Source organism: Flavobacterium sp. GCM10023249 (assembly GCF_042653365.1).
Classification (GTDB): domain Bacteria; phylum Bacteroidota; class Bacteroidia; order Flavobacteriales; family Flavobacteriaceae; genus Flavobacterium.
In genome coordinates this window covers 168,640-189,764 of sequence record NZ_JBHSHZ010000009.1, presented here as the reverse complement: position 1 = coordinate 189,764, position 21,125 = coordinate 168,640, and the positions used below count along the sequence as shown (strand labels likewise).

Sequence of the window (21,125 nt, the reverse complement as noted above, 5' to 3'; positions counted from 1 at the left end):
TATTAAGATTAAAAATTATCTTGGAATTTCTACTGAATCAATGATTTGTTTGATTACTTCAGTACTCGTAATCCCTTCCATTTCGCGTTCCGGAGTTACAATGATACGGTGTTGTAAAACTGGGATCGCAGCTTCTTTGATGTCTTCCGGAGTTACGAAATCACGACCTTTGATGGCAGCAAATCCTTTGGCAGCGTTCAAAATAGCAATAGAAGCACGTGGAGAGGCACCCAAATAAATGAAACCGTTTTCTCTAGTATTGGTTACTATTTTGGCAATGTATTGAATTAGATTTGGTTCAACAATCACTTGTTTTACCAATGCCTGATAGCTAACAATATCCGATGCGGTTAAAATCGCTTTGATGTTTTCCAACTTGTTGTTGCTTTGTAACGAGTGTTCACGTTGGATAATGGCAATTTCTTCCTCCAATTTAGGGTAATCGATACTTACTTTGAACAAGAAACGGTCCAGCTGTGCTTCTGGTAAACGGTACGTTCCTTCTTGCTCTACTGGGTTTTGTGTTGCGATTACTAAAAACGGTGCAGTTAATGCAAATTGGTTCCCATCAATTGTGATTTGGCGTTCTTCCATTACTTCAAACAAAGCCGCTTGTGTTTTAGCTGGGGCACGATTGATCTCATCAATTAAAATCAAATTGGAAAAAATGGGTCCTTTTTTGAATTCGAATTCTGATTTTTTCAAATCAAACACAGAAGTTCCTAAAATATCAGAAGGCATTAAATCGGGCGTAAACTGGATACGGCTAAAATCTATGTTCAATGTTTTGGCTACTAATTTGGCCGTAATGGTTTTAGCTACACCAGGAACGCCTTCCAAAAGTACATGACCATTGGATAAAATGGCTACCAATAATTGGTCAATCATTTTTTCCTGACCCACAATAACGCTTGCGATTTCCTTTTTTATAGCATTAATATTTTCTAAAAGTGGATTTAAATTGATGCGTGATTCAAAATTTACTTCCTGTGCTGTATTCTCTTCCATATTGTTAGTCTTTATGTAAAACGTTTTCTATTGCTGTTGAAATTTCTATTAAATCGGATTCAATGGCAGAGTGCGGACTTTTTTTGTGCGCATTGATTAATCGAACCGCTTTCTCTATTACTGAAATGTCTTTTCCTGATTTTTGGTGTAATTTTCGGATGAAATGATCATCAAGAACTGTTGTGTCCATTAAATATTCATTTCGTACTCTTTCCAGAAAATAAATGATTTTTTTCTCGATGATATTGTCATGATCTCCTTCCTGATGGTATAAATTTCCAATGGTTTTTACGAAATCAATTGTGGTATTGTGCAATGGTTTAATGATAGGAACAATACGTTGTTTTCTCTTGACATTAAAAATCATGAACAATAATGTACCAATCAAGAAAATATACCATGCCCATTTTAGCGCCGGTTGACTCAAAATATAGCGTAATGGCGATTCAGAATCCTTATTGCCCATTTGTTCTTTGGTATACCAAAAGATATTTCCTTTAGGAACATAGGAAAGTACTTTTTCGGCATATTCGTGATGATTGTCTTTTAGCAAATGAAAATTGGTAAAGGCAGCCGGTTGATTGTGAAGGTAAATCTCTCCTTGATAATAATTTATTTTCACAAAATTGATTCTGGATGTATCCTGTCTGATATAACCCAAAGCAGTAGTGGTTTCGTAATCTATTTTGTTGAAATAACTATTGGAAACTCCTTCGTTGAGTTTGTATTCTTTTTTCCCAAGTTTATCATTGTACACCGAATTATAAATATCCATACCAAATGAATATTCGGAAGTAAGATTTAGTTGTAAGCTGTCTTGTAAACTTCTTGGAAAATCCTTTGCACTGATGAAAGCTTTGTTACCGTAAGAAACGAAGGTAAGTATTTCGTTGATGGATTCATCGTCCAAACGTGCTGATTCATCAATATACAGAAATGTACCTTCTTTTGTATATACGGGAGCAATGGAGTCATTTTCATAATCCTCCGAATTCGCATAGTTCTGCGTGAAAAATTCATAAGGTGTTACGTCTAACTTTTCAATTTTGGAATCTTTAAGCAATCCTCCGATTTCTTTATCAAACACATAAAGTCCTAACGGAATTTTGTCGCTGACTTTATAACTAGGATTCCAATTTATGGGTTTTGGTCGCGCAGCGTCAATGTAGCCCACACCAATAATCACTAGTAATAGTATAACGATATATAAAATTATTTTGTTGTTCATTTTACTAATGATTGGAAAGTGGTTTCAAATGATTTTCTAGTCTTATCAAAGATGTCTTCTGTAACTTCAAATTCACCATACCAGATGTAGTTATAGAGGTACGAAAGATAATTGAAATCTGTTTTGAGCTTTTCATTTTGAATTTCGTAACTATAATCCGAATTGGTTTTTTCAATATCCCATTCAATGATGTTTTTATCCGACATTTTTTTTAGCAACCATAGATAATAATATCGAATAACGATTCTTTTTTCTCCGCGTTCTAAAGCTTCTTTGATTAATTTCTCAAAATTAACACTGTGAATGTTTTGTTCGACTTCAGAGTAATCAATGATTTTTTTGTCTGAATTTCTTCCAAAAATCCATTTTCCTTCTTTATTCATTATCGCTTTCACTATGAGATAAATCACAAATAAAATGATAAGTCCAGCTATTGATTTTAAGATTATTTCGATTGTTTTAGCCGAAATATTGTTATCCGCGAATCCAAACAAGTCATTGAAAAAATCGGCAATCGCTTCTTTGAATCGGTCCCAAGCATTTTTCTCAGGTGTCTTGAATTCATAGACGAAACTTGGATCTTTGTATTTGGATTTAAAGTCAGATCCGAAATGACGGACTTCAACTGCTGATGTCTTATCAATATTTACTTTTGCCATATCCAAAGAGTCTCTTTGAGCATAGCTAGTCGAAATAAAAAATAAAAAAATATATAAAAGTCTATTCACTGTCAGTACCAATTAAATCAATTTCAGAATGAGAACCATGCTCTTCGTTTTCTTCACGTAGGCTGTAATAAATGAGCCCTTGGTTAATGAATTGTATATTATTACAAAATAGTCCTAACAGAACTGATAATACCATTACAACAGAAAATAATAAAGAAAACCCACTTAAAAAAGTGCCATCTTGAATTGCTTCCGGATTTTGTAATGTGGTCATCATGGAAAACATTCCAATCATATAAGGAATCATGGTAATAATACCTTGTGCCACCTGTATCATGAATAAAACAATTGCAACGGTACCAATATTGGTCCAGAATTTTTGCTTTAACAATGAAAATCCATTTCCCAACGCTTCAAAATAGCCTGATTTTGCGGTAAGGTAATCGTAGAAACTAAGTCCAACCCAACACAATAGAGCCGGAAAAACGATGAAGAGTAAAGGGAAACCAATGATTATGAATACCAATGCAAAAACAATCATTACAATGATGCATAGGATAGGCATCATAATAAAAATGGAAGCGATAGCAAAAATGAACAATCGGCCGACATTATTTTTCAACTCAGTAATAATTTCTTTGGATCCAAATTCATTGCCTTTGGTTTTTTCCATTAAGTCAAGATAAATTACCGGAAAAGCAAAATTTAACATCGATACAATCATTGCCAATAGCATTGTCACGATTATACTTCCTATGAATAATGGAAAATTTTCATTGAAATATTGGTTGAAAATACTTTCAGGATTATTATTCTGACCAGCCATTGTTGACATGGAGAATATAAAATCCATGTATAGTCGCATCAGGAAATAAATAATAATAACAAAAAGAACAATGAAGATTCCGTTGATTGAAATATAGTTTTTAAAATAATGTTTTCCGTTGCTTCTAAAAAAAGCAATAGTATCGGAAATTAAATCTCCAAAAGTTCTTTTTTTATAGAGTTGGAACATAATTATTGTTAATTTTTTTATGAACTAGAAATGGGTATATTAAATAGTAATAGGATATAGCTGCCAATGTTGATAAAATGATAAAGCTACTAAGCCAAATGGGCATGTCAATTGAATATCTTGTGATAAACCCTTCCAGAAAACCCGCGGATATGGTAAAGGGAAAAGTACTCAAGAAAATTTTAAAACTGTCTTTAAAACCAATTTTCAAAGAATTTATTCTTGAAAAAGTCCTTGGAAATAGGATTGAAGCGCCTAAAATGAATCCGGCTGCAGTTTCTATTACGATCGCAAAAATTTCCATCGAACCGTGAATCCAAATGCCACGAACGCTTTCCCAAAAGACACCTTGTTCATAAAAGAAATATTGGAAAGAACCCAACATGATACAGTTTTGAAGGAAAATGTAAAAGGTACCAATTCCTGCAAAAAATCCGTAGATGTAGCACATAATTCCAACGCGTAAATTGTTGAATGTTATACCCACAAAGCTGCCCCAATTACTTCCCGATTTATAAATTGCTACAGGATTTCCATCCTTGATGTTGTCTAATGTTTCATTCACATAAGCGTCTCCCAAAATCAATCGCACAAAATCTTGATCGTATTTTGCCGATACCACTCCTATGGCAACAGTAGCAAAAAACAACGCAAAGGCGTACAGTAAATACCTTCTGTAATGATAAACCAATAGCGGTACCTCTGTTGTAAAGAAATACACAAGTCGATTTGTTTCGGTTCTTTTGGTTTTGTAAATTTTCTGAAAAATCTGTGAGGCCAAATGGTTTAGATACACAACAGTCTTACTTTTAGGGTAATACGTTTGGGCATAGGATAAGTCATTGACGATTTGAATATACAAATTGGCTATTTCATCAGGATTTTTTATAGATTTACCCAAAATTGCTTGCTCAAGTTCAAGCCATTTTTCTTTATTTTGTTTTATAAAAGCTACTTCTCTCATTAGAGTGCTAAAATAATTATTATGTCAGAATTAACAATAAATACAACACAAAATGTCAATATAAATTTTAAAGCAGCTTCTGTAGGCGAACGAATACTGGCAAGTTTTATAGATATTGTGATCAAATTGGCTTACGTTTTGGTAATTTCCTATGTGTTTTTGAATATGTTGGGATTGTCAAGTTACATTGATAATGCAGATCCTTGGTCTGGTATAACTGTAATCATTGTTTTATTTTTTCCTGTTTTTGTTTACTCGTTGGTATTGGAATCTATTTTTGAAGGACAGACCATCGGAAAAAAACTAATCAAAATAAAAGTGGTTAAACTGGATGGGTACCAAGCCGGTTTTGGCGATTATTTGATACGTTGGATTTTTAGAATTATCGAAAATAATTTAATGGGAGGTATAATTGGACTAATTGCGATGGTTTCTAGTAAAAAAGTACAACGTTTTGGAGATATGGCTGCAGGTACAGCAGTAATTACTCTTAAGAACAGTATCACTATTAGCAATACGATATTGGAAGAAATTGGAAACGAATACGTGCCAACGTATGCTATGGTAATTAAACTTTCCGATAATGATATGCGAATTATTAAGGAAACATTCAATAACGCGGTTGCACAGGATGATTATGAACTTATTAATAAGTTGAAGGAAAAAATCGAAAAAGTTACAGGTATCAAAAAAATGGAGACTACCAATAACAGAGAATTTATCCGCACTATTTTGAAAGATTATAACTACTATACTCAAAACATGTAAAGTAGTGAAAGACTATTCCGTAAAAAAATACCAATCCTCAGATTATATTATTTGGAACCAATTTGTTTCAGAGGCTAAAAATGGCACATTCCTATTTCATAGAGATTTCATGGAATACCATAAAGATCGGTTTGAAGATTTTTCAATGCTGGTTTTTGACTCGAAAAAGAATCTTATTGCCATTATTCCTGCTACTATTTCTAAAAGCGAAGTGATTTCGCATCAAGGATTAACCTACGGCGGATTTGTTATGACAAAAAATATTGGGGGATCCAATTTTACGTTGGTTTTTCAAAGTGTTTTAACCTTTTTGCTAAGCAATGGTATAACTAATTTTACAATTAAAATGCAACCTCCGCTGTATAGTGAAATTGGAAATCTTGGTCTTGATTTTTGTTTGTTTCAGAAAGGTGTCACTGCCTATCGAAAGGATATGGCGTTGCTAATTGATTATTCACAACAGCATCGTTTTCATAAATCGAAAGAAAAACACTGGAAGAAGTTTGATGATTTGCATTTGGAGATTAAAGAGGAATCGAGTGTCAAGGTGTTTTGGGAAAAAGTGTTGGTCCCGAGACTGTCAGAAAAACACCAATCAAGTCCTGTACACACTTTAGATGAAATGGAAAAGTTAAAGGTTTTATTTCCCCATTCTATTCGTCAATTTTCGATCTATAAAGAGGAAACTATTTTAGCCGGAATAACCATTTTTGAATTTGAAAACGGCGTTAAATCACAGTACGGAGCAACAACAAAAGAAGGTGAAGAAGATAGAGCCTTGGATTTTCTTTTTATGTATTTGATTGAAAAATTCAAAAGGGAAGGAAAGCGATTTTTTGACATGGGTATTGTCAATGATGGAACTTCGTATAATGAAGGATTGTTGAAACAGAAAGAAGAATTAGGCTGTGCTATTTATTCACAGGAGCATTATAAAATTAAACTATGATTTCATTTTTAGACATTAAAAAAATAAACCTTCGCTATGAAGCCGTTTTTCAGGAAATACTGAAGCGGGTTATGGATAGTGGCTGGTATATTTTGGGTAATGAAGTCAAGGATTTTGAACAAAATTTCTCCCAATACTGTAAATCCAAGTACTGTGTTGGAGTAGGTAACGGATTGGATGCCATTACATTGACTTTTTTGGCTTATATCGAAAGAGGCGTGTTGAAAAAAGGTGACGAAATTATTGTTCCAGCCAATACTTATATTGCCAGTATTTTAGGAATTCTGCATGCTGGATTAGTACCTGTTTTGGTTGAACCGGAGTTAACCACTTATAATATCAATCCTGAATTAATTGAGGAAAAAATTACGGATAAAACCAAAGGGATTTTAATCGTTCATTTGTATGGGCAGTTAGCAAAAATGGATCGGATAATCGAATTGGGTTATCAATATGATCTTTTAATTGTTGAAGATGCCGCGCAAGGTCACGGATTGCCATTTCAAGGAAGTCACACCAGAACATTCAGCTTCTATCCAGGTAAAAATCTTGGTGCATTGGGTGATGGTGGAGCCGTGTTAACCAATGATGAAATGTTAGCAAAAACAATTCTTAAATTGCGAAATTACGGTTCTGAAATAAAATATTACAACGAAAGTATCGGTTTTAACTCCAGATTGGATGAATTACAAGCGGCTTTTTTAAATATAAAACTTCCCGATTTGGATTCGGATAACGAAAGAAGGAGAAGTATCGCAAAACGTTATATCAACGAAATTAATAACGATGCTATTGTTTTGCCTCATTGGGATTTATCAGATAATCATGTGTTCCATTTGTTTGTCATTCGATGTAAAGACAGACTACAACTTCAAGACTATTTACATCAAAATGGAATCCAAACCATGATTCATTATCCAATTCCTCCACACAAACAAAAGGCAATTCCGGAATGGAATCAATTGTCTTTTCCGATTACTGAAAAAATTCATGATGAAGTAGTGAGTTTGCCAATGAGTGCTGTTTTGACAGATGATGAAGTAAGTCATATTATTTCAGTTTTAAATCGGTACACTAAGTGAGGATTGTAAAAAAAATACAAACCTCAGAACTGTTTCGAATAACTTCTTTGAACAGTATCAGTGTGTTGCTTAAAATTGGTGTTGGTTTAATTACATCAAAAGTGTTGGCTATTTTTGTTGGCCCAACCGGGATGGCTTTGTTAGGAAACCTTCGTAATTTTTTGGTTTCAATTGAAAATGTGGCTAGTCTTGGTTTTCAGTCGGGAATAGTAAAGTATGTGGCTGAAAATGAAAAAAACAAAGAGGGTTTGAAGAAAATTATTTCTACCTTATTTTGTTGCTTATTTGTAGTAACCATTGTTTTTGGAATTTCACTTTTTGTATTGGCTGAACAGTTGAACACGTTTATTTTTGGGGAGCAGTATCATTTTGAATACATTTTTAAATTATTAGCTTTCGTATTGCCACTTCATATTGGTGGATTATATCTAAATGCAGTAATTAATGGTTTAGGGAAGTTTAAAAAGATTATTTATATTACGATTATAGGTACACTTTTGAGTTTAATAGTCACTGTGATTTTGGTTTTTAACTTTCAGATTTACGGTGCGCTCGTTTCGATTATCATTACGCCTGGATTGTTGTTTTTCGTGAGTCTCTTTTTTCTATTGGAAGATTTTTCTATAGCAACTTTTTTTAAACCCGGTTTATTTGACTGGAGTTTGCTGCAAAATTTGTCGCATTATTTTCTTATGGCATTGGTGTCGGGGATTTTTGGTCCTTTGGTTCTACTCTTGATACGTAATCATTTGATTGCAACAGTGGATATTAATGCCGCAGGTTATTGGGAGGCAATGTGTCGAATATCATCGTATTATTTGTTGTTTTTGAACACATTAATAACCGTTTATTATTATCCGAAAATGGTTTTGGCAGAAAATGAGGACGAAACGAAAGAGGTGATTCGAGGATTTTATAAACACATTATCCCAGTGTTCGGAATTGGTTTGGTTGTGGTTTTTGTCTTGAAAAATAGTTTGATACAGCTTTTGTTTACGGATGATTTTAAACCTGTAGAAACCTTGTTTTTCTGGCAATTGATTGGCGATTTTTTTAAAGGTGTATCTTTGATTCTTGGAATGCAGTTTTTTGCTAAAAAAATGACTAAAACATTCATAATAACCGAATTAATTTCATTAATGATATTGTTGTTTTCAAGTACGCTATTGATTAATTGCTTAAAAACGGAAGGAGTTGTTATTGCGCACGCCATAACCTACGTTTTGTATACTTGTGTTTTGGTGATGATTTTCAGGAAAAGTTTGGTTTAATAAGCATTAACCAATGTGTTTTCATTTTTACAATAAGTAACTTAATTAGTAAACCATAGTTTTTTGATTTTATGGAAAGATTGATCTCATAATTAATCTTCCTTAACAGTGCTTTACATTGATTTTTGGTGGTAACCAATCGAATGATTTTCTTTAAAATCAGATAAGTGGAATGATTGATTTTTTGGGAATATTTTTTTTCTCGGTGGAATTGCGAACCTAAAGAATTTGAAATGATTCTTTTTTTGACCAATACCGAATCAATGTAATCGATTTCATATTCATACGATAATCTAACCCATAAATCCAAATCTTCATAAGCTAATTGTTCATCATAACCATTTAATTGATCGAATGCCTTTTTGGAAACCATGCCAGAAACTGAGCATATCGCTTTTCCCGTATCGATAACATGGTCAAATATTCTTCCTGTTGGTCTTTTTACAATTGTTTTCTCATTGTGGTCTACATCAAAAAAATAGGAATGAAATTCACCTTTCTCATTAACAAGAAGGGTATTGCCATATACTAATCCGATATTTTTATATATGGAATTTTGAAATCGATCGACTTGTTTCTCAATGCAATTCTCAATCAGAAGGTCATCAGTCGCAAAATCTATCAGATATTCTCCACTGGCTTGCTTTGCAGCAATATTGAAGGATTTGGTGTTGCCAAGGTTTGCTTTGTTTTGGATGAAAACAATTTCGGGGTGGTTTTGTAACCAAAGTTCAATCTTTTCAACCGACTTGTCTGTACTGCAATCGTCGATAATGATAATTTCTATTTCGTCATACGTTTGCTTAATGATTGAGTCCAATGCATCCGTCACATACTCTTCATGATTATAGCAGAGGCAGATTACACTAACAATGGGTTTTTTAATCATTTTTGTAGACAAAAGAGTTATATTTGAGGCAAAAATATGACAAACAGTCAACCTAGCGACAAAACTACCATGATTTTTTTCAATAAATTTAAGAGAGTAACAGATATTATTGTTAGCCCTAAACTTATGTATTATCTGATGTTAATCAGTTTGTTTCCGTTGTTGTTGCTTTCTTTTTTTAATAATCCAGGTTCTGATGATTTTTGGTATGCTTATGAATCTCAGTTGGAGCCTTTCTGGAGTGTACAAATTCGAAGATATCATGATTGGTCGGGAAGGTATTTTTCTAATGGTTTACTTAGTTTAGATCCTCTATATTTCAATGATTTTTTCGGTTTTAAAATTTTGCCGATTCTCCTTTTTGGGTTATTTGTTTTTTCAGTTTTTGCTTTTGTCGCAAGTTTACAATTGGATTTGAACAAATGTGAAAAATTAGGGTTGTCATCAGCAATCGTATTTTCCTATCTTTTTTTGATGCCGGATCTATGTGAAGGTTTTTACTGGATGCCAGGAGCTATAACGAATCAATTGCCAGTTTCCTTGGCATTATTCTACTTTACGTCACTTATTCATTATTATAGAACTAAAAAAATAAAATACGTGTTGGCTGCATTGGTTCTTTTGCCAATGATCATGGGTTGCAATGAAATTATTGTGATTATAATGCTGCTGATTCATTGTCTTTTGAATGTGTTATTTTATGTTCAGGAAAAGAAAATCAGTTGGCTATTATTGTTGCTATTGCTGTTAACCTGTGGATTGGCAGCTTTTGAAGTTCTCGCTCCAGGAAATTCCGTGAGAGGAAGTCATTTTACGGTTAAGAATTTATTAGTGCATTCAATATTGAAATCAATTCAACTTTCATTTTATTACATTACACTTTGGATTCCATTGCTGACATTAATTTGTTTTTTTCTATTCAATACGATTAAAGAAAAAATTGTAGCAATACCGTCAAGATATTTTTTACACCCTTTATTGGTTCTTGGATTGCTTCTTTTGATTGTGTTCATGGGAATATTTCCTGGGTTATGGAGTACTAATGGTCCACCACCAGGAAGAACCATCAATACTTCGGTATTCTTTTTTAGTGTCACATTTTTCTACTTTTTTGCAACATTGGTTCATTATTTTTTAGACAGAGTTCATTTTGAAATCAATCCATCCACAAAAGTTGTTTTAGGGATTTTGATTATTTTTAATTTCATTTCACATAATAATGTAACAATTGCATATAAAGATTTACTTTCTTTGAAAGCTTATAAGTATGATAAAGAATTGAAAGCAAGATTTCATTTTCTTGAAAATACTAAAAATGAGGATTGTGTAGTTGAACCTTTGGAAAACAAACCAACAACAATTTATAATGCGGTGGATATGGGACTTACAAATGATAAAAATAATTGGAAAAACCAGGAATTAATGGATTTTTATCAAAAGAAATCAATTGTAATACGGGTTAAAGATTCTACCATAACAGAATAACGATTGTATGAATTCCTTTAAAAATGATATAGTTATTGTAGTTCCTCTTTATAATGAAGAGAAAACATTGTATCCATTAGTGGAACGATTGAAAGCAATAATCAAAACAGCCAGTTTTTCTATTCAGGTTGTGTTGGTGAACGACGGAAGCACTGATATGACTCGGGAAATGATTGAAGATATTTGTGGCAATGATACCAATTTCAAAGGAATTTTTCTTTCTAGAAATTATGGGCACCAAATTGCAGTTAGTGCTGGTTTGAAATATAGTAATCCCGGAAAAGGTGTTTTAATAATTGATGGTGATTTACAAGATCCGCCTGAATTGATTCATGATTTTTATGATTTGCTTTGTAAAGGAAACGATGTGGTTTATGCGGTTAGAAAAAACAGAAAAGAATCCCTTTTGAAACGGATTTGCTACAAGTTATACTACCGCCTGCAACGAAGAATTTCTAATTTCGAAATACCTATCGATAGTGGGGATTTTTCTATGTTGAGTACAAGAGTTGTCAATTTGATGAATGAAATGCCCGAACAGGATCGGTATTTGAGAGGAATTAGAGCCTGGGTTGGCTTTAAACAAATTGGATTTGAATATGAAAGACAAGAACGTTTCGCTGGAAACTCAAAATATACTTGGGGAAAACTGATACAGTTGGCTTTTAAAGGTATTTTTAATTTCAGTGATTTTCCAATTCGTTTTATCACCCGATTAGGATTGATGACAATATGTATTTCATTGCTTTATTTTGGGTATAATTTATACCGCAAGTTAATGTACAACGACATTCCTCAGGGTTTTACGGCAACAATTTTGGCTATAATTTTGTTCAGTGGTGTGCAACTCATTTCACTAGGAATAATTGGAGAGTATGTGTTACGGATTTATAATCAAGTGAAACAAAGGCCACTTTTTATTGTGGACAAAACGATTAATTTAGAAGATTTTGGAAAAGATACAGCTGATAGAAATACCAACAATTAAAGATACTAGAGGAAATCTGGCTTTTATTCAAAATGGAACCATTCCATTTGAATGTAAAAGAGTGTATTATCTTTTTGATGTTCCCTCAAGTGCTTTCAGAGGTGGACATTCTCACATTGCACAACTGGAATTATTGATTGCTCTCAGTGGAAGCTTTGAGGTTATCATTGATGACGGTCATGAAAAGCAAGTTTTCTTTCTCAATAAACCCAATGTTGGTCTTTTGATACCACCTGGATTCTGGCGCGAGCTTCAAAATTTTTCTTCAGGATCAGTTTGTTTGGTTTTGAATTCAGGAGAGTTTGCCGAAGAGGATTATATAAGGAATTATGATGAATTTTTGAGTTCAAAAAAATGAAAATTCTATATCTGACACCTACTGTATATGATGAAGGAGGAGTGGCCAGAGTTCTTTCAATTAAAACCAATCATTTCATTGAAGCTTGTGGTCACGAAGTTTATATTCTGACTTCCAATAATGAAACAACTTCTTTTTTTTACGATTTTAATCGGAAAGTTAATGTAATAGATTGTAAAACCAATGGATTTAAGCCATTTCGTATATTGGATTATTATAAAAAAGTAAAGTCCTATCTCGATCGAATTCAGCCGGATCTTATTGTTATTTGTGATTTTGGTTGGAAAGGATTTTGTTTTAATCTCTTCGTAAAAAGTAAGGCAAAGATTGTATTTGAAATTCATGGATCAAAATATAATGAAACTAGAAAACAATCATTTGATTTTTTAAATTCGCTACGGGCATATCTCCGGGTAACGCTTTTGAAAACATTTGAAAAAAGAGTTTTTTTATCAGAACATAGCCGCGAAGAATGGCAATTAGAAGGAGAGATTATACCGAATCCTGTTAGTTTTCGTTCGGAGGTGACGAGTAATCTGACCCAAAAGAGAGTGATTTCGATAGCGCGTCACTCTTATGAAAAAGGAATTGATAGACTTCTTCAAATTTGGAGTAAAGTTGTTCAAGAGAAAAAAGATTGGGTTTTGGATATTTATGGTAATGGACATTTGTTGGATGAACATCTTGCGATGGCCGATTCTTTGGACATTACAACTTCTGTTAATTTCTATGCACCGGTTAAAAATATTCAAGATAAATACCTAGAATCTTCGATTTATGTGATGACTTCACGTTCCGAAGGGTTTCCAATGGTACTTCTTGAAGCGCAAATTATGGGATTACCTATTGTTGCTTATGATTGCCCCGTTGGTCCAAGAACAATAATAGAAAACGGTAATAATGGTTATTTATGTCGAACTGAAGACGACTTTGTGCAAAAAATGAAAACATTAATGGAAGATATTGAATTGCGTAAGCGAATCGGAAGTGAGGGGAATAGTTCTGTAAAACAATTCGGTATCGAGCCGATTATGTCAAAGTGGGAAGCACTATTTAACGATTTGATTTCAACCTAGCATAGTAGCCTAATTTGTAAAAATCGAATATCAATAAAGATGGATTTGACGAAACTAGTTGGCGTTCGATTTCTTTAAAAAACAAGTTGAAGAAATAGCAAAAAACACCCGATAATTTAAACTTTTGAAGGAATTTGTATGCTTTTTGAACTTTGGTTTTTTCAGTTGAAATAAGTTTGGACTCTTCAATAAATACTAATGTTTCTAACGCTTTTTTCGTTTTTTCTAAAAAGATTTTAGAGGTTTCGTAATTCAAATGATACGTCGGATTGTCGATATGATTGATAGTAATTCCTTCGGATTGTAAATCGGTAACAAATACCCAATCTTCATAGCCATATTCTGTAATCTTCGAATTGAAAGTTACGTTTTGAAAAATGGTTTTATGAATTAAAATATTGGAAGTTAGTGCGTTCTTGTAAGGATGTTTTTGCCGATCAGAAGCTTTGATTTCTTCACGTTTTCTGCCGTATTTCCATCTTAAAATCTGATTGCTGTTGGGAAAGTTTTTTTTGTAACAAATACCTCCGAAATGTACAAGTTGATCGCTTTTTTGTATTTCGCCAAGATAATTAATGATGAAGTTTTTATCTTTCGGAAACGTATCGCAATCCATGAAAAGTAACCATTCGTACTGAGCTTTTTTAGATAAAAGGTTCTTGTTTATGGCTCTGCCTAAATTGGTAGGATTTTGTTCAAATTGGGAGTATGATAAATTATTGATTGTAAGGTTCTCAGATAAAGTTGTTTTGTCGTTGGAACCATCATCAGAAACTACAATTTCAAAGATAATTTGCGCCTCTTCGCATTGATGATGGATTTCATTTACGAGTTGCAATGCTGAATAATTGTATGTTGGAATCAGTACGGATAACACTTATTGATGATGGTAAGGTTCGTTGCGCAAGATAGTAAATCCACGGTACAATTGTTCAATAAAGAACAAACGAACCATTTGATGAGAAAAGGTCATTGCAGAAAGTGAAATTTTTCCTTGGGCTTTTTTGTATACTTCTTCACTAAATCCATACGGACCGCCAATTACGAATACCAAGGTTTTTACACCTGAGTTCATTTTTTTTTGTAATTCTTCACTAAAACCAACACTGGAAAAGTTTTTCCCGTTTTCATCCAATAAAATAAGCTGATCAGTAGCAGAGAGTTTCGACAAAATAAGTTCTCCCTCTTTTTCTTTCTGTTGGGATTCGCTGAGATTTTTTACATTTTTAATATCCGGAATGATTTCCAGTTCAAATTTGATGTAAAACGATAATCTTTTGGTATAATCATCAATTAAAGCTTGAAGATTTTTATTGTCGGTTTTGCCTATGGCCAATAATTTAATGTTCATTTTAAGTGAATTGCGGAAAAAGCAAAGTTACAAACTTGAAAAGCTTTGTCAAATAACAATTCAACAAATAACAAAATCCAGTTTTTTCCTTATTTTAGCAACCTTATAAAAAATTCAATCGTATGATTTCAGAAGCACAGTTTCAGGAAGAATTATTGTCAATTATAAAAAATGGAATTCGTGAGGATATTGGTCCGGGCGATTATAGTTCGTTAGCGTGTATTCCTTCTTCAGCTTTAGGAAAGGCAAAACTTTTAGTAAAAGATGAAGGAATTATAGCAGGTGTAGAGTTTGCCAAAATGATTTTTAATCACGTTGATGCGAATTTACAAGTCGAGGTTTTTATTGAAGACGGAAGTCGGGTTAAATATGGTGATGTTGTTTTTCATGTTTCAGGAAGTTCTCAGTCAATTTTAAAAGCCGAACGTTTAGTATTAAACTCGATGCAGCGAATGAGTGCTATTGCTACGAAAACACGTCATTACGTTGATTTGCTTGCAGGAACAGCTACGAAAGTTTTAGATACCAGAAAAACAACTCCTGGATTTCGCGCAGCCGAAAAATGGGCTGTAAAAATTGGTGGTGGAGAAAATCATCGCTTTGCATTGTACGATATGGTGATGCTGAAAGACAATCATAATGATTTTGCTGGAGGAATTACTCAGGCTATTCAAAAAACGAAGCACTATTTAAAAGTAAATAATCTGGATTTGAAAATTATTGTTGAAGCTAGAAACTTGGCTGAAATTCAAGAAATTTTGCAATCCGATGGTGTATACAGAATTTTAATTGACAATTTTAATTTTGAGGATACCAAAAAAGCGGTGGCACTTATTGGGAATCAATGTTTAACAGAATCTTCGGGAAATATTAACGAAAATACCATCCGTCAATATGCTGAATGTGGCGTAAATTACATATCTTCGGGAGCATTGACCCATTCGGTTCATAATATGGATTTAAGTCTGAAAGCAATCTAAATGAGTGAAACCAGAGAAATACTAAATAAGATTCCGCTGATTAAACAATTGGTGGTGATTTTAGATAATATTAAGCTGCCTTGGCTTGAAGGTGTCTCTTTTTACGATCTTATTGAATTTTACATTTCAGGTATTTTGCAAGGAGGAATCAGTTATAGAGCGGCTGCTATTGCATTTAGCTTTTTTATGGCTTTGTTTCCATTTGCGTTATTTATTCTGAACTTGATTCCTTACATTCCCATCGAAGGATTTCAGGAAGATTTTCTCTATTTCGTTCAGGAAAGTGTACCACCGACTACTTTTGCGGCTATTGAACAGATTATTAATGATATCCTTCATAATAGTCATTCCGGATTATTGTCTTGGGGGGTTTTTCTTTCTGTTTTTTTAATGACAAACGGCGTAAATGCGGTTATGAGTGGTTTTGAAACATCGTTGCATGTAACAGTGAAACGCCCTTATTTCAGACAGTATTTTGTAGCGTTGCTCATTTCATTGTTGTTAACGAGTATTCTTATTATTACCGTTGCCGCCATCATTGTTTTGGAGGTTATCATTCAAAAAACGATTATTCAGGATGTGTTAACCAGTAGAGTTTCCGATAAGATATCCTTGTTGGAAATGGGAAGATACGTTTTTGTAATACTTATGATTCTTTTGGCAACCGCTATACTTTTTAAATATGGTATTAAACAATCTAAAAGGAAAAAATTAATCACTATAGGTACAGTTTTTACTACGATATTAATTGTACTATCTTCCTATTTTTTTGGAATATGGGTAGTGAAATTCTCGAAATATAATGAACTCTACGGATCCATTGGCACACTTTTGGTTGTCATGTTTTATCTGTGGATTAACTGTATGGTTTTGTTGTTAGGTTTTGAATTAGATGCTTCCATTGCTAAATTAAAATCAAATCCAACGAAAAATCCTCATCTCTAAATTTATAACTTATAACTATGAAAAGAATACTACTGACCTTATTGCTTTTAGCTTGTACGCAAATTAATGCACAAACTGTTACCGGAAAATGGAAAACCATCGATGATAAAACAGGAAAATCGAAATCTGTTGTAGAAATCTATGAAAACAACGGAAAGATTTACGGAAAAATTGTCGAAATTTTTGATGAAACTAAAAGAGATCGCAAATGTGATAAATGTGAAGGATCAGATAAAAACAAACCAGTTTTAGGGATGGTTATTATTCGTGGATTACAAAAAGATGACAACGAGTATAGCGGAGGAAAAATTTTAGATCCGGAATCAGGTAGTTTGTACAAATGCAACTTAAAACTGGAAGGTAAAGAAAAATTAGTGGTTCGCGGTTATATGGGGATCTCTTTAATTGGCCGCTCTCAAACTTGGGTTAGAGTTCGATAAATGTTTTTTATAGAAGTTATTTTACCAATTGCGCTGCCACAGACTTTTACTTATAAAGTTTCTGAGGCCGAGTTTGATTATATCAAAAAAGGATGTCGTGTAGCCGTGCCATTTGGTAAAAGTAAATTCTATACCGGTTTAGTTGCTGATAAGCACAATGATTCACCCACTTTGTATGAAGCTAAAGAGATTCATCAGATTATTGATGAGTTTCCTATTGTAACAGCAATTCAGCTAAAACATTGGCAATGGATTGCATCTTATTATATGTGTAGCATCGGTGAAGTATATCGTACTGCTTTACCTACGGCACTGATGCTGGAAAGTGAAACAATAATTGCGGCTCAGAAAAATATCGAACTAGATCCAACGCAATTATCGGATGAGGAATACCTATTGGTTGAGGCATTGCAACAACAAACTTCAATTAAAATCACCGAAGCGGCTTCAATTCTGAATAAGAAAAAAGTTTTTCCAGTTATCCAGCAATTGATGGCAAAAGGAGTGTTGTCACTACAAGAGGAAATGGTGGACGAATACAAACCTAAGTTGGTTCGTTATATTCGACTGTTTCCTGAATTTAACTCAGCAGATAGACTTGAAGAGTTGTTGAATCTCTTGAAAAATGCCCAGAAGCAAAAAGAAGTAGTGTTGAGTTATTTTCAATTACAAGCTTCGCAACGCAAACCGCTTTCGGTAAAAGAATTGATAGATTACTCTGGAGCTACGGCTGCCATTGTGAAAGCACTTATTGATAAAGGGATTTTCGAAGAATATTTCATGCAACATGATAGGGTTTCTTTTGAGGATGTGGAGGAGAGTGAAATCACGTTGAGTCACCATCAAAATGAGGCTTTTTGTCAAATTCAAGAAGGTTTAAAAACCAAAGATGTTTGTTTGTTCCATGGGGTTACGGCTTCAGGTAAAACGGAAGTATATATTAAATTAATTGAAAGCTATTTGGAGCAAAACAGACAGGTATTGTATTTGTTGCCGGAAATTGCTTTGACCACACAATTAGTGTACCGTTTAACGAAGCATTTCGGAAATAAAGTAGCGGTATTTCACTCTAAATACAGCAATAATGAAAGGGTAGAGGTTTGGAATCAAGTTTTGAATCAATCGGATAAGGCGCAGATTGTTATTGGAGCCCGATCCGCTTTGTTTTTGCCTTTTCAAAATCTCGGTTTGATCGTAGTGGATGAAGAACACGAACCAACCTTCAAACAAGTCGATCCTGCGCCTCGTTATCACGCTCGCGATGCAGCCATTGTATTGGCGAATTTTCATGAATCGAAAGTGGTGCTGGGTTCAGCTACGCCAAGTATTGAAAGCTATTTTAATGCGCAAAGTGGAAAATATGGTTTCGTTGAATTGCAAGAACGTTTTGGAAATGCAGTTTTGCCTGAAATTCATCTGGTAGATTTGAAGGATAATTACTTTAGAAAAAAGATGACGGGTCATTTTAGTCAGTTTTTAATTGAAAGTATGACCGAAGCTTTATCGAATGGTGAACAAATTATTTTGTTTCAAAATCGGAGAGGTTATTCGCCGGTTATTGAATGCATGACTTGTGGACATATTCCGCAATGTCCTCAATGTGATGTAAGTTTGACTTATCATAAATTTAAAGGACAGTTGCGTTGTCATTATTGTGGTTACAGTATGGCAAAACCAACCAATTGTCATGCATGCTCAAGTGTCGATTTGACTTCAAAAGGGTTTGGTACCGAACAAATTGAGTTGGAATTGGCTTCCCTTTTTCCATCGAAGAATGTTAAACGAATGGATCAGGATACCACACGAGGTAAGTATGCCTTCGAAAAATTAATCGATAGTTTTAAGAACAGAGAGATTGATATTTTGGTAGGAACTCAAATGTTGGCAAAAGGTTTGGATTTTGATAATGTGTCATTGGTTGGAATTCTTAATGCAGATTCGATGCTGTATTTTCCTGATTTTAGGGCGTTTGAGCGTAGTTATCAAATGATGACACAGGTTTCAGGTAGGGCAGGGCGTTCTGACAAAAAAGGAAATGTGGTAATTCAGACCTATAATCCCGTTCATAATACGATACAGCAGGTAACTCATAATGATTACATAGGGATGTATAAGGAGCAATTGTATGAAAGACATATTTATAAATATCCGCCCTATTTTAAATTAATAAAGCTTACACTAAAGCATAAAGATTTCGAGAAATTGAAGGAAGGTTCGATGTGGTTGTATCAAGTATTGAAGCAACAATTTGATATACCTGTTCTTGGTCCGGAAGAACCGCCGGTAAGTAAAATCCGTAACGAATATATACGGACAATACTAATTAAAATACCGCAAGAGAATCACTTGGGAAATACAAAAAAAGCCATTCAGAGAATACTGAACAGCTTTGATATGATTGCACAATACAGAACAATTAAAGTTACTGTAAATGTTGATTTTTATTAAAGATTAAGATTCAAGAGCCTTTACTAGATCTTCTTTCTTATTTCTACTTAAAGGTATTTTTGTTACTCCTATTTCTGCGAATTTACTGTTAAACTTCTCGATTTTATCAATATTGATAATAAATGATTTATGTACTCTGATGAATTTCTCTTTGGATAAATCCTTTTCAAAAGATTTCATTGTTGAAAGTACTAAATGACTGTCATCTTCCGTTACTATCTTTACATAATCACCATAAGCCTCAATCCATTTGATTTTTGAGGTGTAAATTTTCAACTTTTTCAGATTGCTCTTAATGAAAATGTGTTCTCCTTCTTCCTCAAGACTTTCTCGGCGAAGCTGGTACAAATCCATTGCTCTTTTGATTGCCGCATTGAAACGTTCTTTGGTGATGGGTTTTTGAAGATAATCGGTTGCGTCATAATCAAATGCTTTGACTGCATATTCAGCTTTAGCTGTAATGAAAATGATTTGAGGTTTTTCTTTTAATCCGTCAAGTAAATTAAATCCGTTAATAACTGGCATTTCAATGTCAAGAAATAACAAATCAACCTGCTTGGTGGCTAAACAGTTTTTAGTTTCGACGGCGTTTGAGAACTCGCCAACTAAATTAAGGTTCGGATGTGCATCTACTAATTTTGTGACCAAAATTCTTTGGATAGAGCTATCATCTACAACAATACAGTTCAACTTCATAAGCGTCAATTTTAATAGATTGGTTTGTTAAAAATAGGATAAAAAAATTATCCTCCAAACTTTTTTGTGCAAAAAATGCAATTTCATCGATTATTTGTCTGAAATGTTTGCGGGTTAAAATAAAAGCACTACTTTTGCACCCAATTTTATAACAAATAAATTTTTATAACTATGAATCATTATGAAACTGTTTTCATCTTGAATCCCGTTTTATCTGAACAACAGGTAAAGGAAACAGTTAGCAAATTTGAAGATTTTTTAACTTCAAAAGGTGCTAAGATGGTATCGAAAGAGGATTGGGGCTTGAAAAAATTAGCTTACGAAATTCAAAACAAAAAATCTGGTTTTTACCATTTATTTGAATTCCAAGCTGAAGGAGAAGTGTTAAAAGCTTTTGAAACTGAATTTAGACGTGATGAACGTGTAATGCGTTTCTTAACTGTAAGTTTAGATAAACACGCAATCTCTTGGGCTGAGAGAAGAAGAGAAAAGTTAAAAACTAAAAAAGCTTAATTA

General features: G+C 33.5%; 22 protein-coding genes. 13 read left to right on the top strand and 9 right to left on the bottom strand.

Annotated features, from left to right (window positions below; all coding sequences use genetic code 11):
- Window positions 1-15 precede the first annotated feature (15 nt).
- From ACFO7M_RS07600 to ACFO7M_RS07580, 5 genes are all read right to left on the bottom strand, one after another.
- Window positions 16-1,008: an AAA family ATPase gene (locus tag ACFO7M_RS07600; RefSeq protein WP_379734906.1), complete on the bottom strand. Its 993-nt coding sequence runs from the start codon at window positions 1,006-1,008 to the stop codon at window positions 16-18.
- A gap of 4 nt (window positions 1,009-1,012) precedes the next feature.
- Window positions 1,013-2,236: a DUF4350 domain-containing protein gene (locus tag ACFO7M_RS07595; protein WP_379734904.1), complete on the bottom strand. Its 1,224-nt coding sequence runs from the start codon at window positions 2,234-2,236 to the stop codon at window positions 1,013-1,015.
- Window positions 2,233-2,895, bottom strand: a complete 663-nt coding sequence (locus tag ACFO7M_RS07590; protein ID WP_379734902.1) for a DUF4129 domain-containing protein — start codon at window positions 2,893-2,895, stop codon at window positions 2,233-2,235. The genes ACFO7M_RS07595 and ACFO7M_RS07590 overlap by 4 nt, the downstream gene beginning before the upstream one ends.
- A 61-nt stretch (window positions 2,896-2,956) precedes the next feature.
- Window positions 2,957-3,919, bottom strand: coding sequence for a hypothetical protein (locus ACFO7M_RS07585; RefSeq protein ID WP_379734900.1), 963 nt, complete (start codon window positions 3,917-3,919; stop codon window positions 2,957-2,959).
- Window positions 3,903-4,883 carry a stage II sporulation protein M gene (locus ACFO7M_RS07580; RefSeq protein ID WP_379713744.1) on the bottom strand — a complete coding sequence of 327 codons (981 nt, stop codon included), beginning with the start codon at window positions 4,881-4,883 and terminating at the stop codon, window positions 3,903-3,905. Before ACFO7M_RS07580 ends, ACFO7M_RS07585 begins: the two co-directional genes overlap by 17 nt.
- A 21-nt stretch (window positions 4,884-4,904) precedes the next feature.
- Here ACFO7M_RS07580 and ACFO7M_RS07575 point away from each other — a divergent pair, with 21 nt between their 5' ends.
- Genes ACFO7M_RS07575 through ACFO7M_RS07560 form a run of 4 tightly spaced genes read left to right on the top strand, consistent with a single transcriptional unit; the run spans window position 4,905 to window position 8,953 of the window.
- On the top strand, window positions 4,905-5,651 hold the full coding sequence (locus tag ACFO7M_RS07575; protein ID WP_379734898.1) for an RDD family protein: 747 nt from the start codon (window positions 4,905-4,907) through the stop codon (window positions 5,649-5,651).
- Window positions 5,652-5,655: 4 nt separating this feature from the next.
- Window positions 5,656-6,600 (top strand): FemAB family protein, encoded by a 945-nt coding sequence (locus ACFO7M_RS07570; RefSeq protein ID WP_379734896.1) that lies wholly within the window; start codon window positions 5,656-5,658, stop codon window positions 6,598-6,600.
- Window positions 6,597-7,682, top strand: a complete 1,086-nt coding sequence (locus ACFO7M_RS07565; RefSeq protein ID WP_379734894.1) for a DegT/DnrJ/EryC1/StrS family aminotransferase — start codon at window positions 6,597-6,599, stop codon at window positions 7,680-7,682. Before ACFO7M_RS07570 ends, ACFO7M_RS07565 begins: the two co-directional genes overlap by 4 nt.
- 47 nt (window positions 7,683-7,729) lie before the next feature.
- The gene (locus ACFO7M_RS07560) at window positions 7,730-8,953 is read left to right on the top strand and encodes an O-antigen translocase (protein WP_379734892.1); all 1,224 of its coding nucleotides are present in this window, start codon (window positions 7,730-7,732) and stop codon (window positions 8,951-8,953) included.
- Here the strand turns inward: ACFO7M_RS07560 and ACFO7M_RS07555 are convergent.
- Window positions 8,934-9,842, bottom strand: coding sequence for a glycosyltransferase family 2 protein (locus ACFO7M_RS07555; RefSeq protein WP_379734891.1), 909 nt, complete (start codon window positions 9,840-9,842; stop codon window positions 8,934-8,936). The genes ACFO7M_RS07560 and ACFO7M_RS07555 overlap by 20 nt on opposite strands.
- Before the next feature lie 36 nt (window positions 9,843-9,878).
- On the opposite strand from ACFO7M_RS07555, the gene ACFO7M_RS07550 reads away from it, so the two are divergent.
- The 4 genes from ACFO7M_RS07550 to ACFO7M_RS07535 are packed head-to-tail and all read left to right on the top strand — an operon-like array spanning window position 9,879 to window position 13,749.
- A complete protein-coding gene (locus ACFO7M_RS07550; RefSeq protein WP_379734889.1) occupies window positions 9,879-11,327 on the top strand; it encodes a DUF6056 family protein in 1,449 nt (482 codons plus the stop codon).
- 7 nt (window positions 11,328-11,334) lie between these two features.
- A complete protein-coding gene (locus ACFO7M_RS07545; protein ID WP_379734887.1) occupies window positions 11,335-12,315 on the top strand; it encodes a glycosyltransferase family 2 protein in 981 nt (326 codons plus the stop codon).
- On the top strand, window positions 12,278-12,673 hold the full coding sequence (locus tag ACFO7M_RS07540) for a sugar 3,4-ketoisomerase (RefSeq protein WP_379734885.1): 396 nt from the start codon (window positions 12,278-12,280) through the stop codon (window positions 12,671-12,673). The genes ACFO7M_RS07545 and ACFO7M_RS07540 overlap by 38 nt, the downstream gene beginning before the upstream one ends.
- The gene (locus ACFO7M_RS07535; protein WP_379734883.1) at window positions 12,670-13,749 is read left to right on the top strand and encodes a glycosyltransferase family 4 protein; all 1,080 of its coding nucleotides are present in this window, start codon (window positions 12,670-12,672) and stop codon (window positions 13,747-13,749) included. Before ACFO7M_RS07540 ends, ACFO7M_RS07535 begins: the two co-directional genes overlap by 4 nt.
- Here the strand turns inward: ACFO7M_RS07535 and ACFO7M_RS07530 are convergent.
- Together ACFO7M_RS07530 and rlmH are read right to left on the bottom strand one after the other, a co-directional pair.
- The gene (locus tag ACFO7M_RS07530; RefSeq protein ID WP_379734881.1) at window positions 13,727-14,626 is read right to left on the bottom strand and encodes a glycosyltransferase family 2 protein; all 900 of its coding nucleotides are present in this window, start codon (window positions 14,624-14,626) and stop codon (window positions 13,727-13,729) included. The genes ACFO7M_RS07535 and ACFO7M_RS07530 overlap by 23 nt on opposite strands.
- On the bottom strand, window positions 14,627-15,100 hold the full coding sequence (gene rlmH, locus ACFO7M_RS07525) for a 23S rRNA (pseudouridine(1915)-N(3))-methyltransferase RlmH (RefSeq protein WP_379713722.1): 474 nt from the start codon (window positions 15,098-15,100) through the stop codon (window positions 14,627-14,629). It lies immediately after the preceding gene.
- 122 nt (window positions 15,101-15,222) lie between these two features.
- Between rlmH and nadC the strand changes: the two genes are divergently transcribed.
- Genes nadC through priA form a run of 4 tightly spaced genes read left to right on the top strand, consistent with a single transcriptional unit; the run spans window position 15,223 to window position 19,913 of the window.
- The gene (gene nadC / locus ACFO7M_RS07520) at window positions 15,223-16,080 is read left to right on the top strand and encodes a carboxylating nicotinate-nucleotide diphosphorylase (protein WP_379734879.1); all 858 of its coding nucleotides are present in this window, start codon (window positions 15,223-15,225) and stop codon (window positions 16,078-16,080) included.
- On the top strand, window positions 16,081-17,025 hold the full coding sequence (locus ACFO7M_RS07515; RefSeq protein ID WP_379713718.1) for a YihY/virulence factor BrkB family protein: 945 nt from the start codon (window positions 16,081-16,083) through the stop codon (window positions 17,023-17,025). It abuts the gene before it with no gap.
- A gap of 17 nt (window positions 17,026-17,042) precedes the next feature.
- On the top strand, window positions 17,043-17,465 hold the full coding sequence (locus ACFO7M_RS07510) for a DUF2147 domain-containing protein (protein WP_379713716.1): 423 nt from the start codon (window positions 17,043-17,045) through the stop codon (window positions 17,463-17,465).
- Window positions 17,466-19,913: a replication restart helicase PriA gene (gene priA, locus ACFO7M_RS07505; protein ID WP_379734877.1), complete on the top strand. Its 2,448-nt coding sequence runs from the start codon at window positions 17,466-17,468 to the stop codon at window positions 19,911-19,913. It begins immediately after the preceding gene.
- A 3-nt stretch (window positions 19,914-19,916) separates the two neighbouring features.
- Here priA and ACFO7M_RS07500 read toward each other — a convergent pair whose 3' ends face one another.
- The gene (locus ACFO7M_RS07500) at window positions 19,917-20,609 is read right to left on the bottom strand and encodes a LytR/AlgR family response regulator transcription factor (RefSeq protein ID WP_379713712.1); all 693 of its coding nucleotides are present in this window, start codon (window positions 20,607-20,609) and stop codon (window positions 19,917-19,919) included.
- 171 nt (window positions 20,610-20,780) lie between these two features.
- Here ACFO7M_RS07500 and rpsF point away from each other — a divergent pair, with 171 nt between their 5' ends.
- Complete coding sequence (gene rpsF, locus ACFO7M_RS07495; protein ID WP_379713710.1) at window positions 20,781-21,122, top strand: 30S ribosomal protein S6; 342 nt, start codon at window positions 20,781-20,783, stop codon at window positions 21,120-21,122.
- The last annotated feature ends 3 nt before the right edge of the window (window positions 21,123-21,125 follow it).